A 20,769-nucleotide genomic window follows, 5' to 3' on the forward strand; every position below is an offset into this window, starting at 1 on the left:
CGCGGCGAAGGGGAGAGAAGCAGGACGTGCAGATAATAAAAAGGCCAGCGCAAGGCTGGCCTTTTTTAGCAAAGCGGCAGGATTATTTCAGACCGGCGGCTTCGCGCAGCAGCGCGGCTTTGTCGGTTTTTTCCCACGGGAAGTGTTCACGACCAAAGTGGCCATATGCCGCCGTCTCTTTATAGATCGGGTGCAGCAGGTCCAGCATCTGGATCAGGCCGTACGGACGCAGGTCAAAGAACTCACGAACCAGCAGCGTCAGCTGCTCAGGGGCGATTTTCTCGGTACCGAACGTCTCAACCATGATGGAGGTCGGTTCAGCCACGCCGATGGCGTAGGAAACCTGAATCTCGCAGCGGTCGGCGAGGCCAGCGGCCACGATGTTTTTGGCAACGTAACGCGCCGCGTAGGCCGCAGAACGGTCAACTTTAGACGGATCTTTACCGGAGAACGCGCCGCCGCCGTGACGAGCCATGCCGCCGTAGGTATCAACGATAATTTTACGTCCGGTCAGGCCGCAGTCGCCCATCGGGCCGCCGATAACAAAACGACCGGTCGGGTTGATGAAGAATTTGGTGGCGGCATTCAGCCACCCGGTCGGCAGAACCGGCTTGATAATCTCTTCCATCACCGCTTCCTGCAGCGATTTCTGGTCGATCTCTTCCGCGTGCTGAGTAGACAGCACCACCGCGTCAATCCCAACGATTTTGCCATCGTCGTACTGGAAGGTAACCTGGCTTTTCGCATCCGGGCGCAGCCACGGCAGGGTGCCGTTTTTACGCACTTCAGCCTGACGCTGCACCAGACGGTGCGCATAGGTGATCGGCGCCGGCATCAGCACGTCGGTTTCGTTGGTGGCGTAGCCAAACATCAGGCCCTGGTCGCCCGCGCCCTGCTCCAGCGGATCGGCACGGTCAACGCCCTGGTTGATGTCCGGAGACTGCTTGCCAATGGCGCTCAGGACGGCGCAGGAATTGGCATCAAAGCCCATATCGGAATGCACGTAGCCAATTTCACGAACCGTATTACGGGTAATCTCTTCGATATCAACCCATGCGCTGGTGGTGATTTCACCGCCGACCAGCACCATGCCAGTTTTGACATAAGTTTCACACGCGACGCGCGCTTTCGGATCCTGCTCAAGGATCGCGTCCAGCACGGCATCGGAGATTTGGTCAGCAATTTTGTCTGGATGCCCTTCTGATACGGACTCGGACGTAAAGAGGTGTTTTGCCATGTTTTATTTTACCTGTGGAGTATTCGTGTAGCTCATACTGTTGTGTGGATTAGCTTTGATGGATGATTCTACCAAAGCTTGCAGGTAGTGACACGAGCAGTCTGAGTGTTAATCAGTATAGATGGATTAACTTCTGGATGGCTATTTTAGGTCAAATCTTAATCCCATTTCCAGCCTTTTTTGACCGGCTTCGCATTTACGAAAAATGAAGGGTGGAAATTTTTCCTGCCAATCGCGGCAAGTCGCCTATTTTTATTTTGCATTTTAGCTGGCTTATCGGTATAAAACGCCGCGCGCGGCTCATTAAAAAAGCGCACGAAGAGCATCTCGTGACGCCACTTCCAGCCGGGTTAAGCAGTCTGTATTTACAGAATTCCTCAGCGGCGTTTCGGCACGCGGCTGCGGTATGTCTAGCTTTGGCTTGTCGCTGGCCCGTACCGGGGCAGTGTGGAGGTGATACCAGATAATGAACCCACGTTTTTCATCCGATTCGTCGCGTCGTTCCGTCGCGCGTGACTTTCCCGCACTCTGCATCTCTTTCATGCACACCAGCCGACGTTCTACCCGTCTCGGCGCTTCTCAGGATTCCAGGGCCGGCAGGCTATCTGAAAACTGAACAAGGGCGCTCTTGCTATCGCAAGGGTTTTCTCGTGGTTTCTCCGGACTGTCATACTACGTTCGGGTATGTGTTTTACTATGATATGAATAAGAAACCGGTCGCGCAGTCGCAAAGCCAGCACTATCTGCTGGGGTTTAGGACTGTTCATGGGTTGTTATCGTGTCTTCGGACTGCGATAGTAGTTAACTGTTTTACACTTACGACTAAAATTTGAGGTTCGCTATGTCTGACGACATGTCTTCAGTTTCGCCTTCGTCAGCAGGCGAACACGGTGTACTACGTTCCATGCAGGAGGTTGCGATGAGCTCCCAGGAAGCCAGCAAAATGCTACGTACTTACAATATTGCCTGGTGGGGTAATAACTACTACGACGTTAACGAACTGGGCCATATCAGCGTTTGCCCGGATCCTGACGTTCCGGAAGCGCGCGTTGACCTTGCTGAATTAGTGAAAGCACGTGAAGCACAGGGACAGCGCCTGCCGGCGTTGTTCTGCTTCCCGCAAATTCTGCAGCACCGCCTGCGTTCGATTAACGCCGCCTTTAAACGCGCGCGTGAGTCCTATGGCTATAACGGCGACTACTTCCTGGTCTATCCGATTAAAGTGAACCAGCATCGTCGCGTGATTGAGTCGCTGATCCACTCCGGCGAGCCGCTGGGGCTGGAAGCCGGTTCCAAGGCCGAGCTGATGGCGGTGCTGGCGCATGCCGGCATGACCCGCAGCGTTATCGTCTGTAACGGCTATAAAGATCGCGAGTACATCCGTCTGGCGCTGGTCGGTGAAAAGATGGGCCACAAGGTCTATCTGGTTATCGAAAAGATGTCGGAAATCGCGATTGTGCTGGAAGAGGCCGCGCGCCTGAATGTCGTGCCGCGCCTTGGCGTACGTGCGCGTCTGGCTTCGCAGGGTTCCGGTAAATGGCAATCTTCCGGCGGCGAAAAATCGAAGTTCGGCCTCGCGGCAACGCAGGTTCTGCAGCTGGTTGAGATTCTGCGCGCGGCGGGACACCTGGAAAGTCTGCAGCTGCTGCACTTCCACCTGGGGTCGCAGATGGCCAACATTCGCGATATCGCCACCGGCGTGCGCGAATCGTCACGTTTCTACGTCGAACTGCACAAGCTGGGCGTCAATATTCAGTGCTTTGACGTCGGCGGCGGCCTGGGCGTGGACTACGAAGGGACTCGCTCGCAGTCTGACTGCTCGGTGAACTACGGTCTGAACGAGTACGCCAACAACATTATCTGGGCGATTGGCGACGCCTGCGAAGAGAACGGCCTGCCGCACCCGACGGTGATTACCGAATCCGGGCGTGCGGTTACCGCACACCACACCGTGCTGGTCTCCAACATCATCGGCGTTGAGCGTAACGAATACACCGAGGCGACGCCGCCGGCGCAAGATGCGGCGCGTCCGTTGCAAAGCATGTGGGAAACCTGGCAGGAGATGCACGAGACCGGCAACCGTCGCTCGCTGCGCGAATGGCTGCACGACAGCCAGATGGATCTGCACGATATTCATATCGGCTACTCTTCCGGCACCTTTAACCTCCAGGAGCGCGCCTGGGCTGAGCAGCTGTATCTGAACATGTGTCATGAAGTTCAGAAACAGCTCGACCCAAGCAACCGCGCGCATCGTCCGATTATCGACGAACTGCAGGAACGTATGGCGGATAAGATTTACGTCAACTTCTCGCTGTTCCAGTCGATGCCGGATGCCTGGGGTATCGATCAGCTGTTTCCGGTGATGCCGCTGGAAGGGTTGAACCTGGTGCCTGAACGCCGCGCGGTGCTGCTGGATATCACCTGCGACTCCGATGGCGCCATCGACCATTACGTCGATGGCGACGGCATCGCCACCACCATGCCGATGCCGGAATACGATCCTGAGAACCCACCGATGCTGGGCTTCTTTATGGTTGGCGCCTACCAGGAGATCCTCGGCAACATGCACAACCTGTTCGGTGATACCGAAGCGGTAGACGTGTTTGTGTTCCCTGACGGCAGCGTCGAAGTTGAACTCTCCGATGAAGGGGATACCGTGGCGGATATGCTGCAGTATGTGCAGCTGGATCCGAACACGCTGTTGACCCAGTTCCGCGATCAGGTGAAAAATTCCGGTCTCGACGAAGCGCTGCAGCAGCAGTTCCTCGAAGAGTTCGAAGCCGGTCTGTACGGCTACACTTATCTGGAAGACGAGTAACGTTCGGCGAGCCCTCTTTGCGTTGTCGAGAGGGCATCAGGTCACACAAACGCTATACTGACTTGAACCCGTATGCATTAATGGCGATAATTCGCTCCACAAAGCAGCAACCCTATTCAAACCCTTCCTCGTCGGGCCTAACGACGCGGAAGGGTTTTTTTATATCTGTAGTTACATACACCGACTGTAAAAAGAGGTCATACCCATGAGCACCTTAGGTCATCAATACGATAACTCCCTGGTATCTAACGCGTTTGGTTTTCTGCGTCTGCCGCTGAATTTCCAGCCGTACGACAGCGATGCTGACTGGGTCATTACCGGCGTGCCTTTCGATATGGCGACTTCCGGGCGCGCGGGCGGCCGTCATGGCCCGGCGGCGATCCGTCAGGTCTCTACTAACCTTGCGTGGGAACATAACCGCTTCCCATGGAACTTCGACATGCGCGAGCGCCTGAACGTGGTTGACTGCGGCGATCTGGTTTACGCCTTCGGCGACGCGCGTGAGATGAGCGAGAAGCTGCAGGCGCATGCGGAAAGACTGCTGGCGGCCGGTAAGCGTATGCTCTCCTTCGGCGGCGACCACTTCGTGACCCTGCCGCTGCTGCGCGCCCACGCGAAGCATTTCGGTAAAATGGCGCTGGTTCACTTTGATGCCCATACCGACACCTACGCCAACGGCTGCGAATTCGACCATGGCACCATGTTCTTCACCGCGCCGAAAGAAGGGCTGATCGATCCGAACTACTCTGTGCAGATCGGTATTCGTACTGAATTCGACAAGGATAACGGCTTTACCGTACTGGATGCCGGCCAGGTGAACGATCGCACCGTCGATGACATCATCGCCCAGGTGAAGCAGATCGTCGGCGATATGCCGGTATACCTGACCTTCGATATCGACTGCCTGGATCCGGCGTTTGCCCCGGGCACCGGTACGCCGGTGATCGGCGGGTTGACCTCCGACCGCGCGATTAAACTGGTGCGCGGCCTGAAGGATCTGAACATCGTCGGGATGGACGTGGTGGAAGTGGCCCCGGCCTATGACCAGTCTGAGATCACCGCCCTGGCGGCGGCGACCCTGGCGCTGGAAATGCTCTACATCCAGGCGGCGAAAAAAGGCGAATAAGCCTTAGACGCTCACTGCTGCTGCGCGACGCATGCGCAGCAGCAGCATTCCTCCGGCCAGCAGGGTGATGAGCTGCGACGCCACCAGTACCGAAAATCCTGAACTGACCGAGCCCACCGACTTCATCACCATCCCCATCAGCAGCGGAATAAACGCCGCGCAGATGTTGCCTACCCCGTTGATGATCCCGTAGGCGCTGCCTACCGCCTGTCGTGGCGCATGATGCTGCACCACCGCCGGGATCGCCGCCCCCTGTAGCCCCCAGAAGAGATTCGCCGAAAGCATAAACAGCGCCAGCAGAGCCGGCTGCTGGCTGAGTATCAGCGCCACGACCGAGCAGGCCGTCAGCGCGCCGCCGATGATAAACAGCAGCGGCGCCTGTTCCGGGCGCATCTTGTCGAGCAGCACGCCGCCGAGAAATTTCGCTCCCAGGCTGAGCAGGAATGGAATTGCGGCCAGAAAGCCGGTCACCTGCAGGGAAAAGTGGTGCTCATCGCGCAGCCAGGCCGGCAGCCAGGCGCTGCTGCCCCACAGATAGCTAAGGGTGGCAATTTCAACCAGCACGATCCAGCCGAGAAGCGGCGTTCGCCAGGCGAGCATAAAGGTCTGCTGAAAACCGGGCTGGCGGTGTTTCACCGCGGCGGCTGGCGCGGGCAGGAAGCGCCAGATCAGCCCACCGCCGAGCACCAGGTTCAGGAGCGCCAGGCTATAAAACGATCCCATCCATCCCTGATGGGCGACTAAAAAAGTGACCAGCGGAAAGCCTACCGCCAACCCCAAAGAGACCCCCAGGGCGGTGACGGCATTCGGTTTACCAATCTCTTCGGCGGCAAAGTTGTCGCTGATAAACCGTGTCTTAAGGGAAAATAGCGGGCCTTCCGCGATCCCCAGAATGAGGCGGGCGATCAGCATCCCCATCAGCGAACCCACTACGGGCGAAATCGCGCAGACCACCGCCCAGACGGCGATACTGGCAAGCAATCCCTGGCGGTAATGCAGCTTACTTTCTATAACCGGCGTTAATAATAATGCCGAAAAACCATAGCCCAGCAGAAAGCAGGTCATTAGCATTCCCTGTAACATTCTGTTTTCATTTAACTGAAAGTGGGCGGCAAAGTCGGGGTTAAGTATCATCACTGAAATATTTACCCGATCAATATAAGAGATGATAATTAACAACAGCAACGCGATTGTACCCTGCCATCTTGCGGTCATTTTTATTTTTTTCTCCCGGTCTTTGATGAAGCGATGTGTTTATTTTTTAATAGCGGTGATAGTCACGCAGGTAAAATAGTTCACCAGTGAAACTCATTGTTTTTAATGATAAATAAAAATGTTGTTTCACAGGTGAAACCGCACGATATGCCCCGATGACCATTTTTAATGATCATCCGGAAAAGAAGTCAATAGTCATTTTCGAAAATTACATCGCCAGGTTAATTTATTTTTACTTCTCCCGTTAAATATCACAATTTCATATTACCGTAATTTTTCGTGATCAATTGCACACTTAGCTAACTAAATAGCGATCAGTTAACAAATCCTTTACATTACCGCTTGACGAAAGATTGAACGCTTTTATATTGACCGTATTAAATAAGAAACAGAGTTTCATATATGAAACAAAGCCTGGAGGATCGTGATGAGCTGGATAGGCGTATGTGACGCAGAGCAGGTACAGGAAGATTTCCCTTATAGCGGCAACATCGACGGTAAAGAAATCGGTATTTATCTGATTGATGGTGAGTATTACGCGCTGGAAGACGTGTGTCCCCATGCCTACGCGCTGTTAAGCCAGGGTTTTGTGGAAGACGGCAAGGTCGAATGCCCGCTGCATGAAGCGGTTTTCGATGTGAAAACCGGGCAATGCCTGCATGGTCCGGGCGGCCGTAACCTCAATCGTTACCCGGTGCGGGTATTCGACAAGCAGATCCAGATTACGTTTATCGAGGAGAGTGTGGCATGAGCGAAATCCTGAACTTCAACCCGGCGCTGCCGGAAAGTCGCCAGTTTACGCCCCCCGCGGAAGGCGGGAATGGCAACATTCATAAGCCCGGCGACTATCACAATCTTATCTGGCAAACCCGCAGTCGCGTTCCGGAAAACTGGGAGCTGCAGCTTATCGCTACCCTCGAAACGCTTTTTGAGCAGGGGGCGGAGAGCCTGACGCAGCTGGTGGACGGGCTGAACGCGCTGAAGATGCACGATCGGCAAGGCGAGCCCTGGAGCGAAGCCAGCTTTCAGGCGTTTTTGCAGGTAAACGGCTACTGAGGACACAGCGATGACGACAACGGTACAAAATTATCTCGATAAAGGTTTACGCGGCCTGTGGTATCCGGTGCTGGCGAGCTGGGAAGTGCAATCCGCCCCGGTAGGCATCACCCGTCTTGGCGAACAAATTGTGGTGTGGCGTAACAAAGATGGTCAGCTGCAGGCGCTGGAAGACCGCTGCCCGCACCGCGGCGCCCGCCTGTCGATGGGCTGGAACCTCGGCGATCGTATCGCCTGCTGGTATCACGGCGTGGAAGTGGCAGGTAACGGCGAAGTGAAAGATGTCCCGGCGGTCGACAAATGCCCGCTGGTGGGCCAGCAGTGCGTACGTAGCTACAACGTCCAGGAAGCGCATGGCGCGATCTTCCTGTGGTTTGGCGTCACCGCCGACCAGCAGCCGGATGAACTGAGTTTCCCGCAGGAGCTGGCCGACAGCGATAAATACAGCAACTTCCTCTGTACCGCCGCCTGGAAATGCAACTATCAGTACGCGCTGGAAAACGTCATGGACCCGATGCACGGTACCTACTTGCACTCGTCGTCGCACTCGATGGCGGAAGGGGAACGTAAAGCGGAGATGGTGCTCCAGCCGACCAAAACCGGCTTCATTTTTGAGAAGAAAGGCCAGAGCGGAGTGAACTTCGACTGGGTGGAGCTCGGCAACAGCGGCGCTTACTGGATGCGCCTGTCGATCCCCTACAAAAAGCGTTTTGGGCCCGGCGGCCACTTCTGGATCGTCGGCATGGTGGTCCCGGAAGATAACGATAACTGCCGGGTCTTCTTCTGGCGTATTCGTGGCGTACAGGGCTGGCAGCGCGATCTGTGGCGCTTTATGTACCGCAACCGCCTGGAAAAACTGCACTGGGAAGTGCTGGAGCAGGATCGCGTGGTGCTGGAAAGCCTGGCGCCGAACGCCCGCGACCACGAATACCTGTATCAGCACGACGTCGGCCTTTCCCGCCTGCGCCGGATGATGCAAAAAGCGGCTAAAGAGCAGCTGGCTGCCCGCGAAACGCAGCAGGGAGCCGCCTGATGAACGGACTGCTCAATGGCAAACGGCTGGTGGTGACCGGCGCGGCGCGCGGCCTCGGCTTTCATTTCGCCAAAGCTTGCGCTGAGCAGGGCGCCGGGGTGGTAATGTGCGACATCCTGCAGGGCGAGCTGGCGGAAAGCGCCCATCGCCTGCGCGAGCAGGGTTATCGTATTGAATCGCAGGTCATCGATCTGGCCGATGCGGACTCCATCGCGCGGGCGTTCTGTGCGATCGGCGAGCAGGGAATGATCGACGGGCTGGTGAATAACGCGGCGATGGCTACCGGCGTCGGCGGCAAAGATATGATCGATTACGATCCGGATCTGTGGGATCGGGTGATGTCGGTGAACGTCAAAGGCACCTGGCTGGTGACCCGGGCGGCGGTGCCGCTGCTGCGCGAAGGGGCCGGGATCGTCAACGTCGCTTCCGATACCGCGCTGTGGGGGGCTCCTCGCCTGATGGCTTATGTCGCCAGCAAAGGCGCGGTGATTGCTATGACCCGCTCAATGGCCCGTGAACTGGGCGAAAAGCGTATTCGTATCAACGCGATCGCCCCCGGTCTGACCCGCGTTGAAGCGACGGAATATGTGCCTGCCGAGCGGCATCAGCTGTACGAAAACGGGCGCGCGTTAAGCGGCGCCCAGCAGCCGGAAGATGTCACCGGCAGCGTGGTGTGGCTGTTAAGCGACCTGTCGCGGTTTATTACCGGGCAGCTGATTCCGGTCAACGGCGGATTTGTTTTTAACTAAAAAGCGAGGCGGTATGGCAAACGATCAGGAAGTGAAATACCTGGTGCCGGGACTGGAGCGGGGACTACAGCTGCTCCTGGCATTTGGCGAACAGCATCGCGATCTGACCTTTGCCGAGCTACATCGGCTGGTGGATATGCCGAAAGCGACCGCGTATCGCGTGGTGCAGACGCTGGAGTATATGGGGTTTCTGGAGCGCAATGCGCGCACCAACACCTTCTCCCTTGGGATGAATGTGCTGCGGCTTGGCTTTGAATATATTGCGTCGCTGGACGTGGCGCAGGTCGGCCAGCCGGTTATCGAGCAGCTGCGTGATACCAGCCAGTGCAGCAGCCATCTGGCGATCCGCGATGGCCGGGACATTATTTACATCGCCCGCGTCAGCGCCGCCGGCTCGCGCATCAATCAGGTCAGTATTGGCACCCGCCTGCCGGTTCACTGTACGTCCCTTGGCCGCATGTTGCTGACCGACGTTTCCCGCAGTGAATTTGAGCAGCTGTTTCCCGATGAGCGTCTGCCGGGCAACACGCCGGGGCAGATTCATGACCGCGAAGCGCTGTGGCTGATGGTGCAGCAGGATAAAGCGCGCGGCTACGTGATCGGCGAATCCTTCTTCCGTCACGGCATCTCCTCCATCGTCTACCCGGTCTACGATCGCAGCGGTCGGGTCGCGGCAGTGGTGAGCATCCTGGTGCCGTCGGATGAGATCCCGCAAAGCGATCGCGAGCGGCTGCAAAATGACGTCAGCATGGCGGCGGACAAAATATCCGGCTTTTTAGGGTATCTATCACAGGCTAGTTAAATCAACAAGTTAACATCAGGCGCTTGCGTGCGTCGGGCATGTTTTACGCCCAAATCAGGGCGACCGAACGGTAAAGAGGCAACGAACCATGAGTGTATGCGGAATTGAAAAGCTGGAATTTGGCGTCGACGACCTGGCCCATAGCGCCAAATTTATGCGTGATTTTGGCCTGACGGGCGATGCCGATGGCCAGCGCTTTACCACCCTGAGCGGTGCGCGGGTGGAGCTGAATCCGATTGATAGCCCGGATCTGCCGCCGGCCTTTGAGGCGGGCAACACCCTACGCCGTATGACCTGGGGCGTGGCGGACCAGGCGGCGCTGGATGCCCTGCGGCCGAGGCTGGCGCAACAGCCTGCTTTTCGTGAGGTCGACGGCGCCCTTGAGTGTCAGGATCCGAACGGCATGACGCTGCGGGTTCAGGTCAGCCAGCAAACCGCGGTGGAGCTCAAGGTTGAGCCGATTAACCAGTGGGGCGATATGCGCCGCATCGATACGCCAAGCCCGGTTTATGAGCGTGCGCAGCCGATCAACGTCGGCCACGTGGTGTTCTTTGTCGAAGAGCTGGCGGCGGTAGAGAACTTCTATCGTGAGGTGCTCGGTTTCCAGGTCTCTGATCGGTATATCAACCGCGCGGTCTTCCTGCGCTGCGGCGCGCGCGGCGGTCACCACAACCTCTTTTTATTACAGCTGCCCAACCGCCAACGCGGCCTCAACCACGTCGCCTTTACCGTGCGCGATATTCATGAAGTGATTGGCGGCGGCATTGCGATGAACAAAAACGCGTGGAGCACCTTTATCGGTCCGGGTCGTCATCCGGTCTCTTCCGCCTACTTCTGGTACGTCAACAGCCCGACCGGCGGCGCGTTTGAGTATTACACCAACGATGATTTCCTGACGGAGAACTGGCAGCCGCGCGAGCTGGAACATTCGCTGGTCTCCTTTACCGAATGGGCGGTGGAAGGCGGGATCGACCACGACACCCGTCGCCAGCAGAAGAAGCCGGAGGCGGTATGACGGCGCGGATAGTGATTATCGGCGGCGGCCAGGCGGGCGGCTGGGCGGCGAAAACGCTGCGTGACGAAGGCTATGACGGCGAAATTTGCGTCGTTGCCGAAGAAGAATGGGATTTTTACGAACGTCCTCCGTTGTCAAAGGCGGCGCTGCTGGAGGCCGAACCGGCGCTGCCGCGGCTGTTCAGCGCAGACGTTCAGCAGGCGTTGAACCTCAGGTGGTATCGTCCGCTGCGTGCCGAAGCCATTGACCGTGAAGGAAAATGCGTCCGGCTGAGCAACGGCGAGCAGCTCGGCTACGACACGCTGCTGATTGCCACCGGCGGTCGCGCCCGGCTGCCCGGCGACGCATGGGCGCAACACCCGCAGGTTTACACGCTGCGCCACTGGCAGGATGCGCAGCGCCTGAAACGCCGGCTGGCCACGATTTCGCGGCTGACGGTGGTCGGCGGCGGCTGGATTGGCCTTGAAATTGCCGCATCGGCGCGAAAAAGCGGCGTGGCGGTAACCTTATTCGAACAGCAGCCGGCGCTATGTCTGCGCTCGGTAAGCGGCGAAGTCTCGCAGGAGCTGGAACGTGTTCACCGTGCCGAGGGCGTGGAGATCCGTAGCGGCTGCGGCGCGCTGGAGCTGGAGGATCGTAACGGCCTGCCGGTTATTCACTGCGACGGCCAGCGCGAAACCTTTGATGCGGTAGTGGTGGGGATCGGCGTCGATCTTAACCTTGAGCTGGCGCGCGAGGCGGGGCTGACGATCGATCGCGGGATCGTCGTCAACGCCCAGGGGCAGACCAACGACCCGGCGATCTTCGCGGCGGGAGATGTCGCGCAGCATCACCAGTATGGCCTGTGCATTCAGTCCTGGGCCTTCGCCCAGAACCAGGCGGTGGCGACGGCCAAAGCGATGTGCGATCCGCAGGCGGCGGGTTATGACGAAGCGCCGTGGCTGTGGTCGGATCAATACGCGCACAACATCCAGATCCTCGGGATTCCTCAGCCGGGAAGCCGGACGGTGGTTCGCGCGGATCCAAAAGGGCCGCTGTTCTTCTCGATCGATGCCGACGGGCGCCTGAGCCAACTGGTGGCGTTCAACGACGCCCGTACCGTCAAGCTGGCGAAGCGCTGGATGGCGGCAGGGAGGGATCTTTCCGCCGTACCGCTCGACGATCTGACCTTTTCGCTGATGTCATTGCGATAACACACGCGCACCCTTAAGGGGGGAGAGATGACCACATTAGAGACAAACACCGCGCCGGTTGAGGCCAGCGGTGAGGGCGTCCGTACGCCTGAAAAAGCGGTCCGCTGGGCAATTCCACTGTCATTGCTGGCCTGCGTACTGCTGGCGTTTTTCGACAAGATCAGCATTGCCGCGCTGTTCTCCGATAGCCATTTCCAGCAGGCGATGGGGATTGATTTTGATACCACGCGTCTCGGCATTCTGATGAGCGCCTTTTTACTGAGCTACGGTTTTTCCTCGGTGTTGCTGAGCGGACTGGGCGACCGTATCGCGCCCCTGCGCCTGCTTAGCGGGATGATGGCAGTGTGGTGCATCTTAATGGTGATGATGGGTTTCACCCATAACTACACCGCGATGGTCACCTTGCGCATTCTGCTCGGCATCGCCGAAGGGCCGCTGTTTCCGCTGGCCTTCGCCATTGTCCGCCATACCTTCCCGCCGCGGCTTCAGGCGCGCGCCACCATGCTGTGGCTACTCGGGACGCCGGTCGGCGCGGCCATTGGCTTCCCGCTGTCGATTTGGCTGCTTAATACCTTCGGCTGGCAGAGCACCTTCTTTGTGATGGCGATGCTGACGCTGCCGGTGCTGCTGTTTGTGCGTATCGGGCTGCGCGGAATCCAGCTGGAGAGCAAAACGTCCGGCACGACGGTGTCGCAGGAGGAACGCCGCGCCGCGCGCCGCGAGCTGTTCGTCAGCCCGCACTTCTGGATGATTTGCATCTTTAATATCGCCTTTTTGGCCTATCTGTGGGGCATTAACGGCTGGCTGCCGGGCTATCTGATCAAAGGCAAAGGTATCCATCTGGAACATGCCGGATGGCTGTCGTCGATGCCGTTTATCGCCATGCTGCTGGGCGAAGTGATTGGCGCCTGGCTCTCCGATCGTCTCGATAAACGCGCCGCCGCCTGCTTTATCTCGCTGGCCGGGGCGGCGGTAGGTCTGGCGGCGGTGATGCACTTCACCACCCCGCTGACGGTTATCGCGGCGATGAGCTTTAGCACCTTTATGTGGGGCACCGGCGCGCCCAACATCTTCGCCCTGCTGGCGAAGGCGACCCATCCCCGGGTCAGCGCCACGGCGGGGGGCATTTTCAACGGGCTGGGGAACTTTGCGGGCGCCCTGTCGCCGGCGGTGATGGGCGCGCTTATCGCCTTCACCCATAGCATGGATTCCGGGCTGATTTTTCTGGCGGTGATGGCGGCTGTGGGCTGCGTCCTGTTACTGCCGCTGCTGAGACGTTACTGAGGATAAAACGATGACTGATTCAACCGTAACTGCAAAACCGGGTATCAAACCTGAACATCTGACGATGGAAGAGTGGGTGGAGTCGCGTATCGCGCGCTTTGAGGGGCGTAAATATGACTGGAATGCGCTGAAATTCCAGGCCGATTTCGACCCCAAATATCGCCGCGCCCAGATGCGCTATATCGGCACCGGCGCCACCGGCGTGGCCAGCGATACCAATACCGTGGCGGCGGAAAACTTCACCTTCTCCACCATGGTGCTGCCGGCGAAATGTGAGGGGCCGCTGCACCTGCATGATGACGTGGAAGAGGTGTTCTTCATGCTCAAAGGGCAGATCACCCTGATGATTCAGGACGGCGATAGCTATACCGAAACCGTGCTGCGCGAACGTGACCTGATCTCCGTCCCGGCGGGGATCTACCGTGGGCTGTTTAACCATGGCGAAGAAGAGGCGCTGATGTGCGTGATGCTGGGGACGAAGAAGCCGAATATCCCGACCTATCCGGAAGATCATCCGCTGTCGAAAGTAAAACGTAATTAAGGAGGCGGTATGACGGGTTTTCGTGAACAAGGACGCGGTACGCCGCTGACGCTGCTACATGGCATCAGCTCCGGCGCGGCTTCCTGGCATAAACAGATGGCGCTGCCCGGCTACCGCGTCCTGGCCTGGGATATGCCCGGTTATGGCGAAAGCCCGATGCTGCCGGTCGCACAAGCCGATGCGGGCGACTATGCCGAGGCGCTGGCGCGCCTGCTGGACCGCGCCGGCGTTGACCGAACGGTGCTGGTGGGTCACTCCCTCGGTGCGCTGGTCGCCAGCGCTTTTGCGGCGAAATATCCCCAACGCGTTCTGCAACTGGTGCTGGCCGATGCGGCACAAGGCTACGGCCAGGCGGAGGCGGCGCAGCGGGAAAAGGTCTGGCAGGGCCGCCAGCAGCAGATCGCGCTGGGCGTTGACGTACTGGCGGCAACCCGGGCGGCGAAGCTGCTGCATCCCGGGGCGAAGGCGGCCGATATAGCCACCGTCGCCGCCGGGATGCGCAAGCTGCGTCATGACGGCTATCTCGCCGCGGCGCGGATGCTGGCGCACGACAACATTCACCGCTGGCTTGGCGATTATCGCGGCCGGTTTGAAGTGTGGTGCGGCGAACAGGACGCGATCACTCAGCCAGAGTGGGTTCACGGGCTAGCGCTGCGCTACGGCATGCCGTACACCGCCATCCCACAGGCGGGGCATGCCAGCTATCTCGATAATGAAACCTTTTTTAATCAACAGCTGTTACGGGTAGGGGAAGAGGTGCGCGATGAATGCACAAATTGAAGGACGTGTCGCGGTGGTCACCGGAGGCTCGTCAGGGATCGGCTTTGAAACGCTGCGTCTGCTGCTGGGGGAAGGGGCGAAGGTCGCTTTCTGCGGCCGCAATCCCGACCGGCTTGCCAGCGCCCACGCGGCGCTGCAAAACGAGTATCCCGGAGCGGAGGTCTTTTCCTGGCGCTGCGATGTACTGCAGGAACAAGAGGTCCAGGCGTTTGCCGCCGCGGTGGCCAGCCGTTTTGGCGGGGTGGACATGCTGATCAATAACGCCGGCCAGGGCTATGTGGCGCATTTTGCCGATACCCCGCGCGAGGCCTGGCTGCACGAGGCGGAGCTGAAGCTGTTTGGCGTGATTAACCCGGTCAAAGCCTTCCTGGCGCAGCTGGAGCAGTCGGATATCGCCTCGATTACCTGCGTCAATTCACTGCTGGCGCTGCAGCCGGAAGAACACATGATTGCCACCTCTGCCGCCCGCGCGGCGCTGCTCAATATGACGCTGACGCTGTCCAAAGATCTGGTGGGGAAAGGTATTCGCGTCAACTCCATTCTGCTGGGAATGGTGGAATCAGGACAGTGGCAGCGGCGCTTCGCCAACCGCACGGACCAGAGTCAGACCTGGCACGAGTGGACGGCGGATATCGCCCGGAAACGAGGGATCCCGATGGCGCGTCTTGGCAAGCCGCAGGAGCCCGCGCAGGCGCTGCTGTTCCTTGCTTCGCCGCTGGCGTCGTTTACCACCGGCGCGGCGCTGGATGTCTCCGGCGGTTTTTGCCGTCACCTGTAAGGAGTGGTCATGAAAAAAATCATGCTGATTGGCTACGGCGCCATGGCGCAGGCGGTGATTGAGCGACTGCCGCCGCAGGTGACCCTGGGCTGGATTGTCGCGCGGGAAACGCACCATGCGGCGATCCGCGCCCGCTTCGGCGACGCGGTGATCGCGCTTGACGACCCGCAATCCTGCGCGGAAACCCCGGATCTGGTGCTGGAGTGCGCCAGCCAGCAGGCGGTTGCGCAATATGGCGAAGCCATTCTCGCCCGCGGCTGGCATCTGGCGGTGATCTCCACCGGCGCGCTGGCCGATAGCGAGCTGGAACAGCGTTTAAACGAAGCGGGCGGCAGATTAACGCTGCTGCCCGGAGCGGTGGCCGGTATCGATGGCCTGGCGGCGGCGAAAGAGGGGGGGCTTGAACGCGTGACCTATCGGTCGCGTAAAAGCCCGGCCAGCTGGCGCGGCAGCTACGCGGAGATGCTGATCGACCTGAATGCGGTCAGCGAGGCGAAAATCTTTTTTGAGGGCAGCGCCCGTGAAGCGGCGCGGTTGTTTCCGGCCAACGCCAACGTTGCGGCGACCGTGGCGCTGGGCGGCATCGGGATGGACGACACTCGCGTGCAGCTGATGGTTGACCCGGCGACCCGGCGCAACACCCACACGCTACATGTCGAAGGGCTGTTCGGCGAATTCCACCTGGAGCTGAGCGGGCTCCCGCTGGCCAGCAACCCAAAAACTTCCACCCTGGCGGCGCTGAGCGCAGTACGCGCCTGCCGTGAACTGGCGCAACGCTGAGAGGCTGCGATGGACGAATTGAAGATTTTTATCGGCGGCCGCTGGCGGCACGGCGGCGGCGATCTGATGCACAGCCACTTTCCGGCGGATGGTTCGCTGAATGCCACGCTCCATGCGGCAAGCCTCGACGATCTGCATGAGGCGCTTGCGGATGCCGAGCGCGCCTGGCGCGAACCGGCATGGCGCAACATGCTGCCCCACCTGCGGGCAAAAATCCTGCATAACGTGGCGGATATTATTGAATCCCGTATTGATGAACTGGCGCGGATGCAAAGCCGGGACAACGGCAAACCGCTGGCGGAAGCACGGGGGCTGGTGATGAGCGCGGCGGGCAGCGCCCGCTATTTCGCCGCCGCCTGCGAGCTGCTGGAAGGGGAGCTGCCCACGCCGCGCCACGCGGATCTGCTGACCCTGAGCCGCTACGAGCCGCTGGGCGTGGTGGCGGCAATCACCCCGTGGAACTCGCCGATCGCCAGTGAGATGCAAAAGGTGGCGCCGGCGATCGCCGCCGGGAATGCGGTGATCCTCAAACCGGCGGAAGCGACGCCGCTGATGGCGCTGGAGCTGGCGCGGATCTTCGAACAGGCCGGCCTACCCGCCGGGCTGCTGAGCGTCCTGCCGGGGAAAGGCGCGGTGATTGGCGACGCGCTGGCCCGCCATCCGCTGGTGCGCAAAATTTCGTTTACCGGCGGTACCCGCACCGGGCGCCATCTGGCGCACGTAGCGGCAGAAAAACTGATTCCGGCCTCGCTGGAGCTGGGCGGGAAATCGCCGACTATCGTGCTGGAGGATGCCGATATTGAACAGGCGGCGCGGGGCATTTGCTACGGCATTTTCAGCTCGGGCGGCCAGGCGTGTATCGCCGGTTCGCGGCTGTTTGTCCATGAAAAGGTCTACCCGCAGCTCATGGCGCGCCTGCTGGAGCTGACCCGCGGGCTGCGGCTGGGTCACCCGTTCAGCGCTGACACCCACGTCGGGCCGCTGATTAATGAAAAGCATCGCGACAGCGTCCTCGGATACGTCGAGCTGGCGAAACGTGAAGGCGGGCGGGTGCTGTGCGGCGGCGAGATCCCGGCGGATCCGGCGCTGGCGGCAGGTAGCTATTTCCAGCCGACGATCGTCGAAGGGTTACGCAATGGCGCCCGCGTCTGCCAGGAGGAGATCTTTGGCCCGGTGCTGGTGGCGATGCCCTTCAGCGATGAGGAGACGCTGATCCGCGAAGCCAATGACTCCATCTACGGTCTGGCGGCGGGGATCTGGACGCGGGACAGCGGACGCGCCCTGCGCTTAAGCGATCGTCTGCAAGCCGGGACGGTGTGGATCAATACCTACAAGATCTTCTCCATTTCGACCCCGTTCGGGGGCTTTAAAGAGAGCGGTCTGGGCCGCGAAAAAGGCATCCAGGGCCTGAAAGCCTGGCTGCAACAAAAGAGCATTTATCTGGCGACGGGTAATAGCGTCAACCACTGGTGCGACTGAGAAAAGGGTGAGTAATGAGCGAAATGATAACCGTCGGCGAAGCCATCGCCAGAACGCTGGAGCAGTACAACGTTGAGGCTATTTACGGCGTCATCTCCATTCACAACCTGCCGGTCGCCGATGCGATTGGTCAGCGTGGCAATATCCGCTTTGTTCCGGCGCGCGGCGAGGCCGGATCGGTCACCATGGCCGATGCCCATGGCCGTTTTTCCGGCCTGGGCGTCGCGCTGACCAGCACCGGCGCGGGGGCCGGAAATGCGGTAGGGGCGCTGGTCGAGGCGATGAACGCCTGCACGCCGCTGCTGCATCTTACCGGCCAGGTGGAGAAAACCTGGCTGGATGCCGATACCGGTTTTATTCACGAAACCCGCGACCAGCTGACCTTCCTGAAAGCCAGCTCGAAACGTGCCTGGCGTATCAGCAATGCCAACCAGGCGATCGCCATTTTGCATAAGGCGATCCAGGAGGCGCAGACGCCGCCGTGCGGACCGGTATCGGTCGAGATCCCGATTGATATTCAGGGGGCGAAGATTCCGCTGTCGCTGGTGACCGCGGCGCTGAAACCGGCACCGGCGGCCGCTGCGGATGGGGCGATGGTCGATGCCCTGTGGGCGCAGCTCAAGCAGGCGAAACAGCCGCTGCTGTGGCTGGGCGGCGGGGCTATCGGCAGCGCGGCGGCGGTGAAGAAGCTGGCGGACGCGGGGATCACCGTGATTTCCAGTACCCACGGGCGCGGCGTGCTGCCGGACGGCCACCGCGCCAGCCTGCGCGCGTTCCACAATTCACCCTCCGTTGAAGCGCTGATGGCGCAATGCGATTTTACCCTGGTGGCGGGGTCGCGCCTGCGCAGCAACGAGACCCGTTCCTGGACGCTGGCGCTGCCCTCTCCGCGGGTGCAGATTGACATCGACCCGGCGGCGGCCAGCCGTAACTATCTGATGGACAACACGCTGATTGCCGATTGCGCCGCGTTACTGGGCGCGCTGGCGGCAAAAGCGCAGGGGCGTGAATGGGGCAATGGTCACTGGGACGCCCAGGTAAAAGACGCGGTGACGCTGGCGGAACAGGGGCTGCGCGAGCAGTGCGGCGCCTATGCCCAGCTGAACGACGCCATTGCCCAGGCGCTGCCTGACGATGGCATTCTGGTCCGCGATATCACCGTCTCCGGCAGCCTGTGGGGCAGCCGTTTGTTCCGCGCCCACGGTCCGCTGATGAATGTGCATTCGCTGGCAGGGGCGATTGGGATGGGGCTGCCGATGGCGATCGGTACGGCGATCGCCAACCCGCAGCGCAAGATTGTCGGCCTGGTCGGCGATGGCGGGCTGAGCCTGAACCTCGGGGAGCTGGCGACGCTGGCGCAGGAAAAAGCTAACGTCACGCTGCTGATTATGAACGATGGCGGCTATGGCGTGATGCGCGGTATTCAGGATAAGTATTTTGGCGGCCGCCAGTATTATAACGAACTGCACACCCCTGATTTCACGCTGCTGGCGCAGGCGATAGGCCTGCAGGCGTGGAGCGTGGAGCGGGCGGAGGATTTTCAGTCGGTGATGACCGAAGCGCTGGCGATGCCGGGGCCGTCGGTGGTGGAGGTCAGAATGGGGCAGATTGGCGCCCTGCGTTTTGCCGGGCCGCCGCAAAAAACGCTGTACTAAGTGCCGCTATTCCCCTCCCCGCCGCGCGGAGAGGGGATGGCGCTTATTTAATGCCGTCCGCCTTCATGCGATCGCGAATGTGCTGCGCACGTTCTTCGGACGCAGGATGATCGTCAAACATCGAGCTTTGACGCCCGGCTTCCAGTTTGGCCAGTTTTTCAAAGCTGGTGGCCAGCCCCGCGGGATTAATCCCGCGTTTACGCAGCAAATCGTAAGAGTAGTCGTCCGCTTCTGACTCCTGGCGCTGGGAGAACTGCGAGTTCACCAGCTTTTCGCCCAGATCGCCAAGCTGAGATTGCGACAGGCTGCCGACGATGCCGCCCGCTGACGCGGCGGCGGCGCGAAGGGCGTTGGTGCCAAGCGCTACCTGCATCCCTTTCTTGACGTGGCCGAGCGCGACGTGACCCATTTCGTGGCCGATAACCGCTTCAACTTCATTATCATTCATGAGATCCATCAGGCCGCTATAGACGCGGATGCAGCCGTTCGCCATGGCAAACGCGTTAACGTCCTTGGTTTCATACACTTTGTAATTCACCGGCTGGCCGTTGATATTGTCCCCCAGCGCGGCGGCGATTTTATTCAGGCGCTTGCTGTATTCGCTGCTGGCCGGCGAAAGGGTCGCCTTGCTATCCATCTCTTTACAGGCCTGATCGCTGAGCGTTTTGACCTGCTCATCGCTCAGCGAATAGGCCTGAAAAGCGCCTGCGCCGGAGCTGAGGAGGGCATTGGAGTCCATGTTCTGACATCCGGTAAGGGTTGCTGCAATCCCAAGGGCAAGAATAGTTGAACGAATTTTCATTTTTATCTTCCACAATCTTACGATTATTTGTCTGAAAAAGGCGACGATAAGCATGTCGCATCCTGCACAAATTATAAAGACTATTGCGTGATGCGGGCGAGAGGATTCCGGGGCAGCACAACGTGTTCCGGAGATTTCTTAAACCACAAAAGGATGCTCCATGTACATGCTTTCGCGCTTGGGTTACATTGTTGACACTTTTTTCTGGCGTAGCCCAAAACGCGCTCTCGTCAAGTCGTTAAGGGTATGGCCTTCAACAGTCCGAACTGGAGTCAAAATGTCCTCACGTAAAGAGCTTGCTAACGCTATTCGTGCGCTGAGCATGGATGCTGTACAGAAAGCCAAATCCGGCCACCCGGGTGCCCCGATGGGTATGGCTGACATTGCCGAAGTCCTGTGGCGTGATTTCCTGAACCATAACCCGAA

Annotated in this window: 22 protein-coding genes; 18 read left to right on the plus strand and 4 right to left on the minus strand. The window is 59.4% G+C overall.

Annotation, left to right across the window (positions count from 1 at the left end; translation table 11 throughout):
- Positions 1-82 precede the first annotated feature (82 nt).
- Positions 83-1,237 carry a methionine adenosyltransferase gene (metK, locus tag ACI2JR_RS21410; protein WP_132729783.1) on the minus strand — a complete coding sequence of 385 codons (1,155 nt, stop codon included), beginning with the start codon at positions 1,235-1,237 and terminating at the stop codon, positions 83-85.
- Positions 1,238-1,395: 158 nt separating this feature from the next.
- Positions 1,396-1,563, minus strand: coding sequence for a hypothetical protein (locus tag ACI2JR_RS21415; protein WP_462479426.1), 168 nt, complete (start codon positions 1,561-1,563; stop codon positions 1,396-1,398).
- A 375-nt stretch (positions 1,564-1,938) separates the two neighbouring features.
- Between ACI2JR_RS21415 and yqgB the strand changes: the two genes are divergently transcribed.
- The 3 genes from yqgB (at position 1,939) to speB (ending at position 5,181) form a co-directional block, all read left to right on the plus strand.
- Positions 1,939-2,070 carry an acid stress response protein YqgB gene (gene yqgB / locus ACI2JR_RS21420; protein ID WP_132729784.1) on the plus strand — a complete coding sequence of 44 codons (132 nt, stop codon included), beginning with the start codon at positions 1,939-1,941 and terminating at the stop codon, positions 2,068-2,070.
- Between the two features lie 8 nt (positions 2,071-2,078).
- The gene (speA, locus tag ACI2JR_RS21425; RefSeq protein ID WP_132729785.1) at positions 2,079-4,055 is read left to right on the plus strand and encodes a biosynthetic arginine decarboxylase; all 1,977 of its coding nucleotides are present in this window, start codon (positions 2,079-2,081) and stop codon (positions 4,053-4,055) included.
- 205 nt (positions 4,056-4,260) lie between these two features.
- Entirely contained in the window at positions 4,261-5,181 is a 921-nt protein-coding gene (speB, locus tag ACI2JR_RS21430; RefSeq protein ID WP_462479427.1) for an agmatinase, read from the plus strand.
- A gap of 3 nt (positions 5,182-5,184) precedes the next feature.
- Here the strand turns inward: speB and ACI2JR_RS21435 are convergent, their stop codons facing one another.
- Positions 5,185-6,396, minus strand: a complete 1,212-nt coding sequence (locus ACI2JR_RS21435; protein ID WP_462479428.1) for an MFS transporter — start codon at positions 6,394-6,396, stop codon at positions 5,185-5,187.
- A 427-nt stretch (positions 6,397-6,823) separates the two neighbouring features.
- Here ACI2JR_RS21435 and ACI2JR_RS21440 point away from each other — a divergent pair, with 427 nt between their 5' ends.
- From ACI2JR_RS21440 to ACI2JR_RS21505, 14 genes are all read left to right on the plus strand, one after another.
- A complete protein-coding gene (locus tag ACI2JR_RS21440) occupies positions 6,824-7,147 on the plus strand; it encodes a Rieske (2Fe-2S) protein (RefSeq protein ID WP_132729788.1) in 324 nt (107 codons plus the stop codon).
- Positions 7,144-7,452 carry a recombinase-like helix-turn-helix domain-containing protein gene (locus ACI2JR_RS21445; protein ID WP_132729789.1) on the plus strand — a complete coding sequence of 103 codons (309 nt, stop codon included), beginning with the start codon at positions 7,144-7,146 and terminating at the stop codon, positions 7,450-7,452. Before ACI2JR_RS21440 ends, ACI2JR_RS21445 begins: the two co-directional genes overlap by 4 nt.
- Positions 7,453-7,462: 10 nt before the next feature.
- Complete coding sequence (locus tag ACI2JR_RS21450) at positions 7,463-8,485, plus strand: Rieske 2Fe-2S domain-containing protein (RefSeq protein ID WP_462479429.1); 1,023 nt, start codon at positions 7,463-7,465, stop codon at positions 8,483-8,485.
- Entirely contained in the window at positions 8,485-9,234 is a 750-nt protein-coding gene (locus tag ACI2JR_RS21455) for an SDR family oxidoreductase (protein ID WP_132729791.1), read from the plus strand. Before ACI2JR_RS21450 ends, ACI2JR_RS21455 begins: the two co-directional genes overlap by 1 nt.
- Positions 9,235-9,247: 13 nt before the next feature.
- On the plus strand, positions 9,248-10,036 hold the full coding sequence (locus tag ACI2JR_RS21460) for an IclR family transcriptional regulator (protein ID WP_132729792.1): 789 nt from the start codon (positions 9,248-9,250) through the stop codon (positions 10,034-10,036).
- A gap of 88 nt (positions 10,037-10,124) precedes the next feature.
- A complete protein-coding gene (locus tag ACI2JR_RS21465; RefSeq protein WP_132729793.1) occupies positions 10,125-11,051 on the plus strand; it encodes a VOC family protein in 927 nt (308 codons plus the stop codon).
- A complete protein-coding gene (locus tag ACI2JR_RS21470; RefSeq protein WP_462479430.1) occupies positions 11,048-12,244 on the plus strand; it encodes an NAD(P)/FAD-dependent oxidoreductase in 1,197 nt (398 codons plus the stop codon). The genes ACI2JR_RS21465 and ACI2JR_RS21470 overlap by 4 nt, the downstream gene beginning before the upstream one ends.
- 27 nt (positions 12,245-12,271) lie before the next feature.
- Positions 12,272-13,528, plus strand: coding sequence for an MFS transporter (locus tag ACI2JR_RS21475; protein ID WP_462479431.1), 1,257 nt, complete (start codon positions 12,272-12,274; stop codon positions 13,526-13,528).
- A 10-nt stretch (positions 13,529-13,538) separates the two neighbouring features.
- Positions 13,539-14,069: a cupin domain-containing protein gene (locus tag ACI2JR_RS21480; RefSeq protein WP_132729796.1), complete on the plus strand. Its 531-nt coding sequence runs from the start codon at positions 13,539-13,541 to the stop codon at positions 14,067-14,069.
- Between the two features lie 9 nt (positions 14,070-14,078).
- On the plus strand, positions 14,079-14,849 hold the full coding sequence (locus tag ACI2JR_RS21485) for an alpha/beta fold hydrolase (protein ID WP_132729797.1): 771 nt from the start codon (positions 14,079-14,081) through the stop codon (positions 14,847-14,849).
- Positions 14,833-15,627, plus strand: a complete 795-nt coding sequence (locus tag ACI2JR_RS21490) for an SDR family oxidoreductase (protein ID WP_462479432.1) — start codon at positions 14,833-14,835, stop codon at positions 15,625-15,627. The genes ACI2JR_RS21485 and ACI2JR_RS21490 overlap by 17 nt, the downstream gene beginning before the upstream one ends.
- Positions 15,628-15,636: 9 nt before the next feature.
- Positions 15,637-16,407: an aspartate dehydrogenase gene (locus ACI2JR_RS21495; protein ID WP_132729799.1), complete on the plus strand. Its 771-nt coding sequence runs from the start codon at positions 15,637-15,639 to the stop codon at positions 16,405-16,407.
- Positions 16,408-16,416: 9 nt separating this feature from the next.
- Positions 16,417-17,886: an aldehyde dehydrogenase gene (locus ACI2JR_RS21500; protein WP_132729800.1), complete on the plus strand. Its 1,470-nt coding sequence runs from the start codon at positions 16,417-16,419 to the stop codon at positions 17,884-17,886.
- Positions 17,887-17,900: 14 nt separating this feature from the next.
- Complete coding sequence (locus tag ACI2JR_RS21505; RefSeq protein WP_462479433.1) at positions 17,901-19,541, plus strand: thiamine pyrophosphate-binding protein; 1,641 nt, start codon at positions 17,901-17,903, stop codon at positions 19,539-19,541.
- Between the two features lie 43 nt (positions 19,542-19,584).
- On the opposite strand, the gene ACI2JR_RS21510 is transcribed toward ACI2JR_RS21505, so the two are convergent.
- Complete coding sequence (locus tag ACI2JR_RS21510) at positions 19,585-20,343, minus strand: M48 family metallopeptidase (protein ID WP_462479434.1); 759 nt, start codon at positions 20,341-20,343, stop codon at positions 19,585-19,587.
- A gap of 277 nt (positions 20,344-20,620) precedes the next feature.
- Between ACI2JR_RS21510 and ACI2JR_RS21515 the strand changes: the two genes are divergently transcribed.
- Positions 20,621-20,769 (plus strand): hypothetical protein (locus ACI2JR_RS21515; protein WP_168800353.1); only part of this gene is annotated, 149 nt, incomplete at its 3' end.

The organism is Klebsiella sp. NPDC088457 (assembly GCF_044900465.1).
Lineage (GTDB): Bacteria > Pseudomonadota > Gammaproteobacteria > Enterobacterales > Enterobacteriaceae > Klebsiella.

Excerpts from the sequence above, each read along its gene's own strand:
- metK (WP_132729783.1), bottom strand. The coding sequence starts at position 1,237 with ATGGCAAAACACCTCTTTACGTCCGAGTCCGTATCAGAAGGGCATCCA.
- ACI2JR_RS21415 (WP_462479426.1), bottom strand. The coding sequence starts at position 1,563 with ATGCTCTTCGTGCGCTTTTTTAATGAGCCGCGCGCGGCGTTTTATACC.
- yqgB (WP_132729784.1), top strand. The coding sequence starts at position 1,939 with ATGAATAAGAAACCGGTCGCGCAGTCGCAAAGCCAGCACTATCTGCTG.
- speA (WP_132729785.1), top strand. The coding sequence starts at position 2,079 with ATGTCTGACGACATGTCTTCAGTTTCGCCTTCGTCAGCAGGCGAACAC.
- speB (WP_462479427.1), top strand. The coding sequence starts at position 4,261 with ATGAGCACCTTAGGTCATCAATACGATAACTCCCTGGTATCTAACGCG.
- ACI2JR_RS21435 (WP_462479428.1), bottom strand. The coding sequence starts at position 6,396 with ATGACCGCAAGATGGCAGGGTACAATCGCGTTGCTGTTGTTAATTATC.
- ACI2JR_RS21440 (WP_132729788.1), top strand. The coding sequence starts at position 6,824 with ATGAGCTGGATAGGCGTATGTGACGCAGAGCAGGTACAGGAAGATTTC.
- ACI2JR_RS21445 (WP_132729789.1), top strand. The coding sequence starts at position 7,144 with ATGAGCGAAATCCTGAACTTCAACCCGGCGCTGCCGGAAAGTCGCCAG.
- ACI2JR_RS21450 (WP_462479429.1), top strand. The coding sequence starts at position 7,463 with ATGACGACAACGGTACAAAATTATCTCGATAAAGGTTTACGCGGCCTG.
- ACI2JR_RS21455 (WP_132729791.1), top strand. The coding sequence starts at position 8,485 with ATGAACGGACTGCTCAATGGCAAACGGCTGGTGGTGACCGGCGCGGCG.
- ACI2JR_RS21460 (WP_132729792.1), top strand. The coding sequence starts at position 9,248 with ATGGCAAACGATCAGGAAGTGAAATACCTGGTGCCGGGACTGGAGCGG.
- ACI2JR_RS21465 (WP_132729793.1), top strand. The coding sequence starts at position 10,125 with ATGAGTGTATGCGGAATTGAAAAGCTGGAATTTGGCGTCGACGACCTG.
- ACI2JR_RS21470 (WP_462479430.1), top strand. The coding sequence starts at position 11,048 with ATGACGGCGCGGATAGTGATTATCGGCGGCGGCCAGGCGGGCGGCTGG.
- ACI2JR_RS21475 (WP_462479431.1), top strand. The coding sequence starts at position 12,272 with ATGACCACATTAGAGACAAACACCGCGCCGGTTGAGGCCAGCGGTGAG.
- ACI2JR_RS21480 (WP_132729796.1), top strand. The coding sequence starts at position 13,539 with ATGACTGATTCAACCGTAACTGCAAAACCGGGTATCAAACCTGAACAT.
- ACI2JR_RS21485 (WP_132729797.1), top strand. The coding sequence starts at position 14,079 with ATGACGGGTTTTCGTGAACAAGGACGCGGTACGCCGCTGACGCTGCTA.
- ACI2JR_RS21490 (WP_462479432.1), top strand. The coding sequence starts at position 14,833 with ATGAATGCACAAATTGAAGGACGTGTCGCGGTGGTCACCGGAGGCTCG.
- ACI2JR_RS21495 (WP_132729799.1), top strand. The coding sequence starts at position 15,637 with ATGAAAAAAATCATGCTGATTGGCTACGGCGCCATGGCGCAGGCGGTG.
- ACI2JR_RS21500 (WP_132729800.1), top strand. The coding sequence starts at position 16,417 with ATGGACGAATTGAAGATTTTTATCGGCGGCCGCTGGCGGCACGGCGGC.
- ACI2JR_RS21505 (WP_462479433.1), top strand. The coding sequence starts at position 17,901 with ATGAGCGAAATGATAACCGTCGGCGAAGCCATCGCCAGAACGCTGGAG.
- ACI2JR_RS21510 (WP_462479434.1), bottom strand. The coding sequence starts at position 20,343 with ATGAAAATTCGTTCAACTATTCTTGCCCTTGGGATTGCAGCAACCCTT.